This is a genomic window from Plebeiibacterium marinum, assembly GCF_026013615.1.
Lineage (GTDB): Bacteria > Bacteroidota > Bacteroidia > Bacteroidales > Marinilabiliaceae > Saccharicrinis > Saccharicrinis marinus_A.
Map to the genome: position 1 here is coordinate 134258 of NZ_JAPDPI010000008.1, position 14772 is coordinate 149029.

Annotated in this window: 13 protein-coding genes; 2 read left to right on the forward strand and 11 right to left on the reverse strand. The window is 39.4% G+C overall.

Features of this window, described 5'->3' with window-relative positions; genetic code table 11:
• Positions 1–45: 45 nt before the first annotated feature.
• The 11 genes from porQ to OM074_RS06160 form a co-directional block, all read right to left on the reverse strand.
• Positions 46–1074 carry a type IX secretion system protein PorQ gene (gene porQ / locus OM074_RS06110; protein ID WP_301198483.1) on the reverse strand — a complete coding sequence of 343 codons (1029 nt, stop codon included), beginning with the start codon at positions 1072–1074 and terminating at the stop codon, positions 46–48.
• Positions 1075–1131: 57 nt separating this feature from the next.
• Positions 1132–1620 (reverse strand): YkgJ family cysteine cluster protein, encoded by a 489-nt coding sequence (locus tag OM074_RS06115; RefSeq protein WP_301198484.1) that lies wholly within the window; start codon positions 1618–1620, stop codon positions 1132–1134.
• Positions 1610–2503 (reverse strand): DMT family transporter, encoded by an 894-nt coding sequence (locus tag OM074_RS06120; RefSeq protein ID WP_301198485.1) that lies wholly within the window; start codon positions 2501–2503, stop codon positions 1610–1612. The genes OM074_RS06115 and OM074_RS06120 overlap by 11 nt, the downstream gene beginning before the upstream one ends.
• Before the next feature lie 116 nt (positions 2504–2619).
• The gene (locus tag OM074_RS06125) at positions 2620–4032 is read right to left on the reverse strand and encodes an LPP20 family lipoprotein (protein WP_301198486.1); all 1413 of its coding nucleotides are present in this window, start codon (positions 4030–4032) and stop codon (positions 2620–2622) included.
• A gap of 3 nt (positions 4033–4035) precedes the next feature.
• Positions 4036–4494, reverse strand: coding sequence for a regulatory protein RecX (locus OM074_RS06130; RefSeq protein WP_301198487.1), 459 nt, complete (start codon positions 4492–4494; stop codon positions 4036–4038).
• An 18-nt stretch (positions 4495–4512) separates the two neighbouring features.
• Positions 4513–5880, reverse strand: coding sequence for an NAD-dependent succinate-semialdehyde dehydrogenase (locus tag OM074_RS06135; RefSeq protein WP_301198489.1), 1368 nt, complete (start codon positions 5878–5880; stop codon positions 4513–4515).
• Between the two features lie 167 nt (positions 5881–6047).
• Positions 6048–6878 (reverse strand): methyl-accepting chemotaxis protein, encoded by an 831-nt coding sequence (locus OM074_RS06140; RefSeq protein ID WP_301198490.1) that lies wholly within the window; start codon positions 6876–6878, stop codon positions 6048–6050.
• On the reverse strand, positions 6835–7950 hold the full coding sequence (locus OM074_RS06145) for a cache domain-containing protein (RefSeq protein ID WP_301198492.1): 1116 nt from the start codon (positions 7948–7950) through the stop codon (positions 6835–6837). The genes OM074_RS06140 and OM074_RS06145 overlap by 44 nt, the downstream gene beginning before the upstream one ends.
• Positions 7951–8371: 421 nt before the next feature.
• A complete protein-coding gene (locus OM074_RS06150) occupies positions 8372–9316 on the reverse strand; it encodes a mechanosensitive ion channel family protein (RefSeq protein ID WP_301198494.1) in 945 nt (314 codons plus the stop codon).
• A gap of 491 nt (positions 9317–9807) precedes the next feature.
• Positions 9808–10503 (reverse strand): hypothetical protein, encoded by a 696-nt coding sequence (locus OM074_RS06155; RefSeq protein WP_301198495.1) that lies wholly within the window; start codon positions 10501–10503, stop codon positions 9808–9810.
• A gap of 227 nt (positions 10504–10730) precedes the next feature.
• Positions 10731–10886, reverse strand: a complete 156-nt coding sequence (locus tag OM074_RS06160; protein ID WP_301198496.1) for a hypothetical protein — start codon at positions 10884–10886, stop codon at positions 10731–10733.
• A gap of 399 nt (positions 10887–11285) precedes the next feature.
• Here OM074_RS06160 and OM074_RS06165 point away from each other — a divergent pair, with 399 nt between their 5' ends.
• Positions 11286–14309 (forward strand): BamA/TamA family outer membrane protein, encoded by a 3024-nt coding sequence (locus OM074_RS06165; protein WP_301198497.1) that lies wholly within the window; start codon positions 11286–11288, stop codon positions 14307–14309.
• A 317-nt stretch (positions 14310–14626) separates the two neighbouring features.
• On the forward strand, positions 14627–14772 hold a 146-nt coding region (locus tag OM074_RS06170), incomplete at its 3' end, for a thiamine pyrophosphate-binding protein (RefSeq protein WP_435873439.1).

Genomic DNA, 14772 nt, shown 5'->3' on the forward strand with positions numbered 1-14772 from the left:
TACTATGATTGTTTGAGATAGGCAGGGCTAAGCCCATAAAATATTTTAAAAATTTGAAAGGTTTGTTGTTATTGAAAAGTGGTTCGATGTGCCTCCGAGGTGATAACGCGCTGAACCATAAGAGAACATAAATTTGTATATTCTAAAGCCAAACCCCCAGGAATAACCTGCTGTCGACATTTTTTCTTCGTAGCCCAGTTCTTTTCTTCTGCGATGGTTATATCCAAAATCAATATGGAAGTTTTTGGCAGGAAGAAACTCTATGCCCAGAACCATGTGGCGCATTAACTGGTCACCAAAAGATGGATCATCCTCAGTGCCGTCTGAAAGGCCTGTAGTGGTAGAATTATCGCTTCTTTCGTAGGTTAAATCCCAATCGAGCAGGTGTTGTGCGGTTAACGAAAACCTGAAAGGGGCATGTGCAAGCTTTTTTGTGAATCCTATTTGTAAATCCGAGGGCATGTCTTCACTGGTATCTTCGTATGTGGAAATTTGCGAACCCAGGTTTTTCAGTACGATTCCCATTGAGAAGTTTTTGTCTCTTCGGATGTAGTTAAATCCAAAATCGGTTGCCAAACCAAACGAAGTGTAGGTGTCAAACTTTGAATATATTGGCTTTACGCTCATTCCCATCGAAATGGTTGGGGTTAGTTTTCTGGCATAGGTTAAAATAAGTGCATATTCTGCTGCATTGGTGGTGCCTAGCTCTTCGTGGTACTCATTAGTGCGGGTAAAACTACCATAATTTACGTTGTGCACGGCAAGTCCAAATGTTCCAAGGTCGCGGAAGTGTTTTGCATATGCAAAATAGCCATAGTTAATGTCAGCAATGTATGGAACGTAGTTAAATGCCAGCGCATTGTCCATATCTGCCTTTAAAAGGGCAGGGTTATGGAAAACAAAGTTCAAATCGCCTATGCTGTCAGAGATAGAGACGTTTGTTCCGCCAAGCGCACCCACTTTTGCCGAAGTTGTAAGATTCAAAAAGTCATAGGTGCTTTCTCCTCCCATCTGCGCTTCCGAAATCTGAAAAATCGAAAGGCATATTATTATAATTATATGTAGTCTTGTCATAATTAACCTAGCCATCTCCTTTACAACGACAAATTTATCATTTTAGTGTAATTGATTTTAATATTCCTTTTTCAAATTCTCTAATACTTCATAAACAGCCGGACATACAAAAGTGTTTCGGTAAGTCAGGTTTAATATCTGATAAAAGCGCCTCCTGTCGGTATGAGGGTATTCGCGGCATGCGCGCGGACGAACCTCGTAAATCATGCAATAGTTGTCGGGCATTAAAAACGGACATGGGGTTTCTTTAAATACATAATCTTCGTCTTCATCAATTTCAAAATACTGGTCTATTAAATCCGACCTTTTCATTTTAAGGTGTTTGGCAATACGGTCAATGTCCCTGTCTATAATAATAGGGCTGATGGATTTGCAGCAGTTGGCACATTCCAGGCAATCGATTCTTTCAAAGGCTTCATGGTGGGCAGCTAATACTGAATCGTCAAGGGATTTAGGTTTTTTCTTTCTTAACCGTGTAGTAAAAGCCTTGTTTTCCCTGGCTTTATTATTTGCCATCTCTTTATATCTTTCGAGGTCAAGCTGCATGTTTTTTCTTTTTTATTTGCGAAATAAATAAACCGGCAATCACAATGGTTATGCCTGTGGCTTTTTGTACTGTAATAATATCTCCCAAAATCCACCAGGCAAAAAATGCCGTAAGAACCGGGATGAGGTTTATAAAAATATTTGATTTGGTTACACCCAGGTTTTTTATTGATTTGGTAAATGTGATAAATGCTATTGTCGATGCAAAAACAGCCAGCTCAATAATGGCAATTACTGCATTTGTTTTTAATTGTATAGATGGCAGGTTTTTCATTTCTACTGCCATAAAAACTGGCAGGAACATAAATATGCCAATAAGGTTTTGATAGGCAATAATGTTGACCGGAGGGTATTTGAGGGCCAGTTTTTTTAGAACCAGTGAATATCCAATAGTTGACAAAACTGCTATAAACATCAGTGCAATTCCTAATAAGGGGGCGTTGAGCCGAAATCCGCCCTCGAAAATCATCACCCCAACCCCTGTAAAGGAAAATATGATACCGAATATACTGATGAGGGTAAGTCTTTCTTTATATATAAAATAGGCAAATACCGATGTAAATATTGGTATGGTGGAAATAATTACAGAAGCTAATGTGCTGGATACCATTTTTAAGCCAAAGCTTTCGCTGATGAAGTATAAAAATGGCTCAAAAAAAGCCAGTGAAATAAATAATTTGTAATCCTCTTTTTTTACAGGCTTTAGGCGGTTGGTCAATTTTAAAAAAACGAATAGCAAAAACGAACTGATAATTAGCCTGAAAAAAATGGTGGTTACCGGCCCAAATGATTCATAAGCCTCTTTTACCCAAACGAAGGAAAAAGCCCAAAAGGTCATTGAAATAATGATGTTTACGTAATTGGATATGCTAGCTTTTGCCATAACAAATAATGAAATGGCAAAAGTAGATAATTATTAAACAGGGCAGCTGCTTTTAAATAACAATTTTTATATGACGAATTCCTGAAAATGGTTGTTTGTGTATTGGCCGATGTATATTATAGGTTTACCTGCTCCATTTTGGGTAAAATATCGTTTATGATTTTTTGTTTGGCTTTTTGGCGGGCATCCTTTAAGGCATGTTCGTAGCTTCCCGGCAGCATGCCTTTAAAGTCGCTAAAGCCATCGGCAAATATTTCCATATGGGTTTTATTGTCGGTTATTGACATGTGAAATTCAACAAACACTATAAAGAGCGAATAGCCTTGGCCTTTTTTTTCATCCCCTGCCACAAAATTAGTGTTGATTTTCACAACAAAATCAGCTTCGTTTTTATTTTGGGTAATATTAAAATAGCTTTGGGCTAATTCGGCACGCATCATGTTGCCAAATGTTTGGGAAGAGGGTTGGTCACCAAAAACTGTTTCGTTGATTTCAATATATGCTGAGGATTTTTGGACTTCAATATTAAATGTTGCAGAAGGCAGCAATTCTTCATGAAAAAAAGCCTGGAGCAGCACCTTAGTATCGTCCGCTTCTTCTTCATAAAACTTTTCGGTATTAAAAGTAGCGGTAATCTGCTGGTTTTTTCTTTTCGAAATTAACCGGTGGATGTCGCAAACAGCTTTCCCTTCATTGTTGGTGGTGGTTGCTTTGGTAAGCTCTCCTTCTCCTTGCGAAAAATAGAACCTAAGCGGGATGTTGGGTAGCAAAACCTGATCGCCGGTTTCATCGTAGTAAAAGGCTTCCAGGGTGAGCGGCATTTTTAGTTCCTTGCTGAATTGTATCTGGTAGGAATTGTGTTCGGGCTGTAGTTTTACCTTTTTAAATGCATCCTGTATTGCCGAAAAAATATCGGATCCAAGGTTTATGTTTCCGTTGATGTCCCTGTAGGTAAGGTCTTCGCCAACATGGGGTTTGATGGCTTTTATGGCCTGGATGTAAAAAAGAAGTCCCTGGTAAATGCTTCCCTTATTGATTGATTCCTGCCCCTCGTAATAATATGTGGCACTTATCTTTTTTGCGTTGTCGAGCTTCATTTTTTTATGCAAGGCATATTTTTCTTTCGACAGGCGCATCATTACCCAGTATTCTTTTTTGCCTTCCCAGGTAAATACTTCATAGCCTTCAAGTGTGGCTTCTACCGATTCGTATGTCTTTGATTCGAACTGTTCTTTAACCTGGTAATTGTTTTCAAACTGACTGAGTATTGAGTTTGACGAGATGTTGACCTTTATCTCGGAGCTCAGTTGCTTCAGGGCTTTGTTTCTGGCTTCGCTTCTGTAGGTAATTTCACTTCCCTGCTTTAAAGCTACTGCTCTTCCAATATAATAGTCCGGGTTGTTGGGGCGTTGTTTTACCCAATCCGGTTTCTTTTTTGCCGAAACTGTATTTAAGGAAATAAATGTTGTAGTTATAAATAGAATGGCCAAAAGCCGTTTGCCTGATGTTGGTATAAAGTTTTTATCCATGGATTAAAGTTTTATTTGTTCCTCAATAACCTGGTATATTAAATCCGGCTCAAAACCTCTTGAAGATGCATATCTGATCAAAGAGGCTTTTGTTTTATAAGGATCGGGATCTTTTATTTTTGCCCGCTTTTGTATCAATAATTGCGCCAAAGCCATACGGTATTCATCAGGATCAATTTGTTTAAGTTCTTCATCGATCCAGCTTCCATAAATGTTTTTGGATTTTAGCTGCCATTTGATTTTTATTTTCCCCCATCTGTTAAACGTGAATTTGTCTTTGATGTAGAATTTTACATATCTTTTTTCATCAATAAACTTTTCTTTTATCAGTTGGTTGATGACCTGTTCCTGAATTTCGGGTTCTACCTGCCAGTCGCGCAGTTTTTTCTCCATATCGGATATGCATTTTTCCTGTCGGGCACAAATGTTAGATGTTTTTACTAAAGCTTCTTTGAAATCCATATATTATAATTGGTGTAATCACCTTACGTAAATAGTTTTGATGTTTATGAATTCGTATAGTCCAAATACCGATAGTTCCCTTCCGTATCCACTTTCCTTAATGCCGCCAAAAGGCAAACGGGGATCTGAACGGACAAAGTCGTTAACAAAGCAACAGCCGGCTTCCAGCTCTTGTTCGCCAATTTGTTTCGCTTTTTCAATATCGGAGGTAAAAATGGCACTGCCCAGCCCAAATGTGGTGTCGTTGGCAATACGGATGGCATCCTGCTCATCTGTAGCCCTGATTAAAGAGGCCACCGGGCCAAAAAGTTCCTGACTATAGGCTGGTTGTTCGGGCTGAATATTGGATAACACCGTGGCAGGGAAATAATAGCCCGGACTATCAATTAACTGACCGCCACATAAAAGAGTGGCCCCTTTTGATACCGATTTGTTCACCTGGCTTAATATATCTTCGCGGATATTGCCCCTGGCCATTGGTCCCAGCTGGTTTTTCTCATCAAAAGGATCGCCAATAGTGGCAGCTTTCATTTTTTCAACAAACAGGTTTTCAAAATCGTTGTAAATACCTGGGGTAACAATAAACCTTTTGGCACCGATGCAGCTTTGTCCGGTGTTGATGAGCCTGCCTTTAACGCAGGCATCTACCGCATGATTTAAGTCGGCATCATCAAAAATCAGGTAAGGATCACTACCTCCAAGTTCCAGTACGCATTTTTTCAGGTACCTGCCTGCGGTTTCAGCAACAGACTGTCCTGCTTTGGTGCTTCCTGTTAAGGTTGTAGCCGATACCCGTTTGTTGGCAATCATTCTTTCTACTTTGCGGTTGGAGGCCAAAACGGTGCGGAATACATCGTAAGGGAAATCGGCTTCGTTAAATAAATCTTCGATGGCTATAGCGCATCCCGGAACGTTTGATGCATGTTTCAATATTGCTGTATTCCCGGCTAATATGGCGGGTACAGCAAACCTGAATACCTGCCAGAAAGGAAAATTCCAGGGCATAACGGCCAAAACAACGCCTAAAGGTTGAAATGAGATATAGGATTCCTGAGCTTCGGTGGTGATGATTCTCTTTTGCAGGAATGTTTCAATATTGTCGCAATAATAATGGCATACCCATATGCATTTATCTATTTCGGCCCTTGATTCGTTTATGGGTTTGCCCATTTCTATGGAAATGGTAAATGCCAGGCCTTCTTTTTTAATTTCTAAAAGACGGGCTACCTCTTTGATGCGTTCAATACGATATGTCAGCGTGGTTGTTTTCCACGATTTAAAAGCAGTTTTTACATTGCGGATAATCTGGTCAATTTCTTCCCATTGGTGTTCAGGGTATTCCCTGATGGTTTCTCCACTGGATGGATTGATACTTTTTAGCAACATGGTATTTGAGTTTTAGGTATGCCAAATATGATAACTCTTTTGTAAATTATTTATAAAGTTAAGATGAAATATTTGAAATTAATGTGATTGTTGCCTTATCAATAAATGCAGAGCAAAAAAAAGAGACGCACTGCAGTACGTCTCTCCTTATTTATTTTTTATTGGTATCATATTTTAAAATACGAAACAATTTCTTTAAGTTTTTCAGCTCTAACCGACATTTCCTCAGATTGGGCAGCCAATTCCTCACTGGCTGCTGCATTTTGTTGGGTAACGTTGTTGAGCTGTTGCAAGGCGTCGTTAACCTGTTGGGCGCCGTGGTTCTGTTCCACGCTGGCTTCAACAATTTCTTTTACCAGATCGGTGGCCTTTTCAATATCTGGTAGGATCTTTACCATTTTATCGCCTGCTACTTCCGACATCTGGAGCCCGTTTTTTACACCTGCGCCAATCTGTTCTGCTGCTTCCTTGCTTCTTTCTGCCAGTTTTCTGACTTCTTTGGCAACAACGGCAAATCCTCTTCCCTGTTCTCCGGAGTTAGCCGCTTCAACAGCTGCGTTTAATGCAAGTATGTTGGTTTGTGCCGCAATTTCGCTTATTACAGCCGTTTTTTCTACAATAATTTTATTGGCCTCTACGGTTTCTTTTGTGTTTACCGATAACTGGCTGATCCCGTCTTGTGCAATTATTGAGATTTCTTCGGTTTTTTTAGAGTTTTGCGTGTTGCTCGAAATATTAGCTGCTATCTCTTCCATGGTTGATGATATTTCCTCCACGGATGAGGCCTGTTCGGATGAGTTTTGGCTAAGGAGGTTCGACGACTGGCTCACCTGTTTGCTGGCGCTTAGCATATGGTCGGCTCCATGAACTACCTCTGTGATGATATGTTTTAGCTTATCAGCCATGGTGTTAAATCCCTTTACCATTTGCCCGATCTCATCGTTCTGCTCCATTTCAATTTTCAAAGTCAGGTCTCCGTTTGCTAAATGGTTCACCATATCCGATGCTTGTTCTATCGGTTTGGTAAAGCCTTTCCCAAAAAAAATACGAAACCAAAATCAGCAATACTATAATTACTGCAATAATAACCAGCAACTCGTTTCGTAATTCCTTTGAAGCTTTAACGGCTTCCCATACATCCATTTCGGTTAGAATAGCCCAGTCAAGTCCACCAATATCAATAAAATCGTATGAACTTATTACAGCAATCCCGCGATAATCGTCAACCACTTCAAGTCCTGTTTTTTTATCCAGTGCTTTTTTTGTAGTTATACCATTAACAGTGGTGTTAAGGATGGCATCGTCCATAAAGCGCGAATCGGAACGCATCAGCAAGTCCTGCCCAACCAGGTAAGCCTCTCCGGATTCGCCCATGCCAACCCTGTTGGTCATGATGTCGTTAATCATTTTATCGGGAACCTGAACGGCCAAAATCCCCTTCATTTGTTGGTTCTTATCCCAAATAGGACAGGTTACAAACTGAGCCGGCTCGTTGTTGCTGGGCGAATAGCGCAGTAAGTCTGAAACGCAAATATCCTTAGTTTTAATGGTTTTTTTCCACAAATGGGTAAAATGGGAATCCTTTAAAAAGCCATTAGGCAAACTTTCGCCCAGGTCACTTTCTTTGGCAACGGTAAACATGATATGTCCCTGGTCCAAACTTATCAGGAAAATATCATAGTAGCCTTTAGTCCTGATAAAGGAGTTGAACGAATCAAAATGGTCGTTATAAATATCCTGGTATTGTTTGCTTGATATATTAAATGATCCATTTTGTATGGCATCTTTGGTCTGGCCATACTCGGTTAGCCTGTTCAACAGGTAATTTGTTTCGTATGAGGCAGAAAAGCCTTTCAGGTCGTTGAAAATGTTTGTATAAAACTGGTTTAGCGCTTTCTTTTTTAAAATTGAGAGGGCTTTTATTTTATCGATGTTTTCGTTTTCTAAAGCGGTGCTTGAGCTGTAAATGGATAAAAGTCCCACGCTCAATGCTACCAATAAACCAATAGTCTGCGAAAAGATTAATAGTTTTGATAAGATCTTTAGATCTTTGAATTTTACAAATTTCATTTTTGTGTGTATTTATTTTGTCAATCCTTCACCCCCTTGTTAATTCCTGTTTGTGTATGGAAATACACCATCAGGTTTTTTATTTGCGGAATTAAACTTTTGAGGTAAAACAAATTGGCATTTTAGATGCTTAAATTGAGGTGATACAGGTGGGTATAGTACCTGTAAAAGCCATGGAGCATCTTTTAATGAGCTATCAACTATCTTAAAAAGGTAATGCTATTAAAAAGAAAACCTTAAACACAGAAAGCGCCAAGCCCTATACGTTACTAAAACAATTCCTTATTTACCAGCATTCTTTACGCTGCAGGATTTAAATGGTTACGTTAATAAATATTAATAAATGAAAAAATATAATCAATACCCCCTTTAAATAGGGTGTACATGTGTAAATTTAGAGGTAAAAAATACAAGCGTGTATTTATTGATGAGGGGTGTTGTGTAAAAATGTGTTTTCATCTTGCTTAACAACAATTCTGGTTTTAGGAAGGCTCTCGGGATAGTTTTTCTGAATGAATTCAATCATCTTTTCCCTGATATATACCCGGAGGTCCCATGCTGTTGGTGAATTTTTGGCACTTACCAAAATGCGGGTTTCCATATAATTCTGTTTTGAATCAGTAACCTGAACCACGTTCACTTTCTTGTCCCACAGGTCGCAACCCTCCAGCAGGCGGGTTAGTTCTTTTCTTAATTCATCAACAGGAATGGTATAGTCGGTATATAAAAATACCGTACCAATAATATCAGCAGTAGTGCGGGTCCAGTTTTGAAAGGGATTCTCAAGAAAATAGTTCGAGGGCAAAACCAACCGGCGCTTATCCCATAGGCGTACCACTACATAAGTCAGGTTGATCTCTTCAATCCATCCCCACTCATTTTCCACCACAACGGCATCGTCTAGCCTAAACGGCTGTGTAATGGCAATTTGAACCCCGGCCAAAATGGCGCCTACAATTTTTTGTGCCGACAAGCCCAATACAATACCGGCCACACCGGCAGAGGCAAAAATACCGATGCCTATTTCCTTGATGCTGTCAATTGACAACATGATTAATCCGATAGCCGACAGTATAATAATGAATACCACTACTTTTTCCAGCAGGTTGATTTGGGTATGCAGCTTCCTCGACCTTAGGTTGTCTTCACTGTTGATGTCAAATCTTTTCAATAACCGGTTTTTTAAAATACTTACCACCTCAATTGAAATCCACGAAAGCGTAGCTATAGCCAGCATGTGGCTTATTGTAGAAGCGTGGGATTTTTCTAAAAAGTCAACACTATTGATAAAACCCCAAATGTATTTGTCGAGCATTAAAAATGTAAAAATTAAAATCCCTAATGATACCCGGGTTATTTTTTTCATAGTAAGTGTGTTTTTATTTATCAACAAATCCCTGCTAATATATAACGTAAATATATACAACACAAAGCAATCGTGTTAATAGTTGGTAACAAGTGATGGTAAGAAAACTGCTGAAATTTTTGTTAGCCCACCCACACCCCTCGGTCCCCTAAAGGGGAAGTAGCTTCCGCACAGAGCGTTGGAGTTTTCCCCTTTAGAGCTTGTCCCGATCAAACGGGAGGAATCAAAGGGGTGAGCGTAGGAATCATGAGTTATGTTGTTGATACTAAATTAGTATATCATAACTGAAAGGGGAAAATATAAGATAGAGACAAAAGGCCCTTAGGTTTTTAGAAGAGGGTTTTAGTTGGTAACAAGTGATGGTATTTATTATGCCATGAGTTTCGGCCCCGTAATAAAATAAAAACCGCCGAAGGAATCCTCCGGCGGTTTAAGTACACACATTATTAAAATAAAACTGGTATTTCTTGCCCAATACAGGGCAAGCGGAATTACGAAACCACTAAATCATCATGGCTATTGGTTGATGATTTGGGTTTAGGCATTTGGTAAACAGCCAATTTTGCCGGGTTGTCGGCAAAAATTATGTTGGCAATTTCGCTCACGGGTCTTATCAATGCATATAAGGCATTTAGTTTTTCAACCCTCTCTTGTGTTATCAATCCGCGTTCTTTAATAAAGCGCTGCTGATTTACGTTGCAGTTTTTCAGATCTTCTCCCAGCTTTTGGCCTGTGCTCAGCAGCCCTTCGTTGCAGCCCGCCTCCACCAGCTGTTTTTGGTGTTTAGCCACCACCCCGGCAATGTCATTCATAAAAATGATCATCTTGGGTACGTTCATCCGAACCTTGGCTATGTCGTTTAGGCCAAACTGGTTTTGTACTGCAGTATTGCCCTTAAATGCCTTGCGCACAAAAAAGCTCACTGTTTTGTAGTAACTGTTGCAGGCTGCAAGCGCATTGTTTACGGCCTGGGTGTGTTCAGTCATTTCATCAATTACCACCTGGTCAGTCCTGATGTTTTTTACTTCGGCTATTGCATCTGTAATTTTAACAGGGTACTGGTCGTTTATGGTATTGTCGAATACATTAAAATTGGTTACGTCATTGGGCATGGTAGCTGCCAATACTTCTCCGTAGCTTAGGAGCGAAGCGTCTGAGAAATTAAAATCTCTATCGTTTTTTGACATTGTTTAAAATTAGTTAATGATTTGAAGTGCGTACTATGGTTTATTATTGTTGTTTTATGTATTATTACCATCGTAATGGCGCTGATTTTATTTAGCTTATCCTTTATGAATCTTAGTCGCCGTGCAAATACTTGAGCGGACAATCATTGAGCTGTAGCGGATGTTTTTGTTACTGTAGTTGACGTTCATTGCGTTTAAGCGGGGTGTTTTGTAACCGTAGCGGAAGATTATTCATCCTGGCGGATGCTAATGGTGTTTAAGCGGGGTGTTTTCGTTGTTGAAAAACTTCCGCTTAACCTAAAACATCCTCCGCTTAGATCTGTAAAATGCCCGCTTAACTTTGCAAAGCCTCCGCTTAAACCTGTAAAGCCTCCGCTATTCATTGCCTGTTAAGGGATTCTGAAAATTATGGGTGTTTTTTATGTGGAGTGGTACATATTAATATCGGGTTTGATGGTTTGGGTACAAGAAACGATTTCTGAAGGCAAGATTTGGTTGGTATTCATGTTTATATGCTTAAAGTTGATTTGATAAATAATTGCTTTCATACTAATGGATCATTTTTGGTTATTAGTCAAATGGTATTTGTCTGTTAAAAACCGTTTTTGAATAATAAATGGTCAAAAACGGAGAACGAATATATAAATAAAATATTAAGAATCAAATTTATGAGGAAGAACCAGGGCAATATTTTTTTAGCAATAATAAACCCTTAACCAAACTGAATAATTTGCGTATAAACTTATCGGGTTGTAACTTGTTTTAAATATAGTGTATCAGAAATGAGAAGGCGCTTTGTATATTTTTTTATGGTATTTGGGTTTTTATTGCACTCAAATGTTGCCTTTGCCCAGTATTTTGGACAAAACAAGCCCTCGTACAAGCAGTTTGATTTTGAGCAGTTAAAAACACCCCACTTCGAAATTTACCATTATTGCAAATCGGATAGCCTGATAAAAAGTATTGCCCAAAAGAGTGAGCAATGGTACCGTTTCCACCAGCAGGTTTTGCTGGATACCTTTAAGGTCAGGAATCCGCTTTTATTATACTCAAGTCATGCCGATTTTCAACAAACCAACGCCATCCATGGCTATATTGGGATTGGCACAGGCGGAGTTACCGAAGGGTTCAAGAAACGGATCGTTATGCCGTTGGGTTTTTCCGAACATCAAACCAATCATGTTTTGGGTCACGAAATGGTTCATGCCTTTCAATACGACCTGTTGCAAAGGAACTCTTCTTTGGGACTGGCCTCCATTCAGAATATCCCGCTTTGGATGATTGAAGGGATGGCTGAGTATTTATCGGTAGGAAATACAGATGGGCATACCGTCTTATGGATGCGCGATGCTTTAATCCATAATAAGTTTCCTTCGCTAAAAACCATGACAGTAGATTACAGGTATTCGCCATATCGTTATGGTCAGGCCTTTTGGAGTTATATCGCCAATACTTACGGGGAGCAGTATGTTTCGCATCTTTTTACAGAAACGGCCTACCAGGGAATTGAAAATGCCATTTCAGATGTGCTGTTTATTTCCATGGATTCATTGTCGCATGTATGGAAAGAATCCATGGAGCAACATCTTTTGCGAAATGTAAATGATTCTACTTTTTCGGTACATGGTGAGCGGATTTTGTCGAGGCGTAACAGCGGGCGTTATAATCTGGCTCCATCCGTAAGTCCCGACGGTGAAAAGCTGATTTTTTTATCGGAACGCGATCTTTTTAGCCTGGATTTGTTTTTGGCAGATGCCAAAACAGGTGAAGTGCTCAAAAAAATATATACATCAACCAATAGCGACCAGATTGATGATATTAATTATATGGAAACCTCTGGCACCTGGGCCCCTGACAGCAAACATTTTGCCTATGTGGCCTATATTAAAGGGAAAAGTGCACTGGTAGTCTTTGATGTGGAAAAAGCTAAGCTGGTTTCCGAAATTGATATTCCTCAGGTCGATGCCTTTAGTTATCCTGCCTGGTCGCCAAATGGTGATTATATTGTCTTTACAGGATTGAAAGAAGGTATTTCTGATCTGTATTTGTTTGAAGTAGAAACAAAGGAGGTTAGGAATATTACCAGGGATCATTATTGCAATTTGCAGGCTTCGTGGGATAAAGAAGGCGATGTAATCTATTATATCACAGATGCCCCTTCTCCAACGCAGGAACGTGTTGTTTCCACACAATATAATATTGCAAAAATTGATTTGGCATCTTTAACTAAGGATGTTATACCTACTTTTGACGGCGCCCAAAATATGAATCCGGTCGTAAGCGCCGATGGTTCAAAAGTTTTTTTTCTTTCAGATAGGGACGGAACGCGAAATCTATATTTTATTGACGAAAAAAGGAGTGGCTTGAAACAAGTTACTTTTTATCCCACCGGAATAACAGGGATAACTGCCATGGCCCCTGCGCTGAATATTTCAAAAAACTATCTTTATTACAATATGTTGTGGGAAGGAGAGTTCTCCATTTTAAGAGCCCATGTTAGCCAAATTCAAAAAACAGCTGTTGAGGTAAGCGATAAAAAGGTTGATTTTTATGCTTCGCGTTTGATGCCTTATTCAAGTTTCCCATCCATGGTAGATCAAAACCTAGTTCATACCGATTTTGTACCTGTTGTTGAAAAGGATAGTTTTTACACAGAACCAGTTAAAGCCAAGTTTAAGCTCGATTATATTGGTAATACCTCCATGGGGGTTATGACAGGCCGGTATGGAGCCGGTATGGCCGGTAGTGTGGAAGCGCGTTTTAGTGACATACTTGGTGACCATATGTTATATACCGGCGTTAGTATAAATGGCGAGATATACGATTTTGGCGGGCAAGTGGCTTATGTCAACCAAAAACGGCCTCTTAAGCTAGGTGTGAGCTTGTCGCACATACCTTATCAAACCGGATATTTTAATGTGGAAGAAGATGGCGAATCAGGAGAAGGTAATCTGGCATATTATTTTAGAAGAACATTTATTGATAAGCTTTCACTGTTTAGTTACTATCCCATTAATAAATCGCACCGGATAGAGTTTGGTATTTCGGGTGCAAATTACAGTTACAGGACCGAGAAAGTTGAAAATTACAGCTACTATTATTCCCTGTCTAACCAAAAGAGTAAACTGATTGAATCTCCGGATCCTTTTGCTGTGGGTATTTTCGATTTGGCTTATGTGATAGATAATGCACGCTTTGGACTGGCTTCGCCCATTGAAGGAAAAAGAATCAGGTTTGCCTATGAAAGATATATTCATGGAGTAAACATGAATACCTTTTTGTTTGATTTTAGAAAGTACTTTAGGTTTAAACCCTATACCCTTGCTTACAGGATGTATCATTACGGGCGGTATGGAAGCGGAAGTGATGATACCAGGCTTTTTGATGTTTTTATTGGGTATCCATGGTACGTAAGGGGCTATGAATCCGGAAATTTTTATGGCGATGAACAGGATGGGCAGATATCAACCAATCAGCTTTGGGGATCCAAAGCGGTTGTTAGTAACCTGGAATGGCGAATCCCCTTTTCCGGGCCCAGAGATTATGCCTGGATCAGATCACAGCTTTTCTTTTCAGAATTGGCCGTGTTTTACGATGCCGGGTTAACCTGGGATTCGAATTCATCGCCTGAGTTCAGTTTTACTACCCGCTCCCAAAATAAGCGTATTCCGGTTATGAGTACAGGAATGGCTTTGCGATTTAATTTGTTGGGTGCCATTATTATTGAACCCTATTACGCTTTCCCTATTCATCAGGGCAAGATTCATGAAGGTAATTTTGGAATCAATATTCTTTCGGGGTGGTAAAGGTTAAAAGGATATTATTTGATCATAAAATAGACTAAGGATTTCGTAAAGGTTGAAATCCTTAGTATGATATGTCTGTAAACGAAATTTAGAATTCAACTTTCGCTAATTTTGCTGAGGAGCTATGCAGTTGGGCAAAGAAGCATACTAATTTTTTACTAAAATTTAGGAGTCTAATAATTTTAACATAGCAGCCCCTCATAATACTTCAGAATAGTAAAAAAGAATTACCTTTGTTACGTTTTTCAAATAAAAAAAGGATCATAGGGGAAAAAAGCATCTTTTTAAAGAGTTAAACCCAAAATTTATTTTTAAAAATGAGTAATGTAACAGTGAACAGAGCGGCAGATAACATCAGATTACTGTCCGCAGCAATGGTTGAAAAAGCAAAATCAGGACACCCGGGCGGCGCCATGGGAGGAGCAGATTTTATTAACATTCTTTATTCTGAGTACCTTAACTA

Bases quoted from the DNA above. Each gene is read 5' to 3' on its own strand.
- porQ (WP_301198483.1), bottom strand. From the start codon at position 1,074: ATGACAAGACTACATATAATTATAATAATATGCCTTTCGATTTTTCAG.
- OM074_RS06115 (WP_301198484.1), bottom strand. From the start codon at position 1,620: ATGCAGCTTGACCTCGAAAGATATAAAGAGATGGCAAATAATAAAGCC.
- OM074_RS06120 (WP_301198485.1), bottom strand. From the start codon at position 2,503: ATGGCAAAAGCTAGCATATCCAATTACGTAAACATCATTATTTCAATG.
- OM074_RS06125 (WP_301198486.1), bottom strand. From the start codon at position 4,032: ATGGATAAAAACTTTATACCAACATCAGGCAAACGGCTTTTGGCCATT.
- OM074_RS06130 (WP_301198487.1), bottom strand. From the start codon at position 4,494: ATGGATTTCAAAGAAGCTTTAGTAAAAACATCTAACATTTGTGCCCGA.
- OM074_RS06135 (WP_301198489.1), bottom strand. From the start codon at position 5,880: ATGTTGCTAAAAAGTATCAATCCATCCAGTGGAGAAACCATCAGGGAA.
- OM074_RS06140 (WP_301198490.1), bottom strand. From the start codon at position 6,878: ATGGTGAACCATTTAGCAAACGGAGACCTGACTTTGAAAATTGAAATG.
- OM074_RS06145 (WP_301198492.1), bottom strand. From the start codon at position 7,950: ATGAAATTTGTAAAATTCAAAGATCTAAAGATCTTATCAAAACTATTA.
- OM074_RS06150 (WP_301198494.1), bottom strand. From the start codon at position 9,316: ATGAAAAAAATAACCCGGGTATCATTAGGGATTTTAATTTTTACATTT.
- OM074_RS06155 (WP_301198495.1), bottom strand. From the start codon at position 10,503: ATGTCAAAAAACGATAGAGATTTTAATTTCTCAGACGCTTCGCTCCTA.
- OM074_RS06160 (WP_301198496.1), bottom strand. From the start codon at position 10,886: ATGAATAGCGGAGGCTTTACAGGTTTAAGCGGAGGCTTTGCAAAGTTA.
- OM074_RS06165 (WP_301198497.1), top strand. From the start codon at position 11,286: ATGAGAAGGCGCTTTGTATATTTTTTTATGGTATTTGGGTTTTTATTG.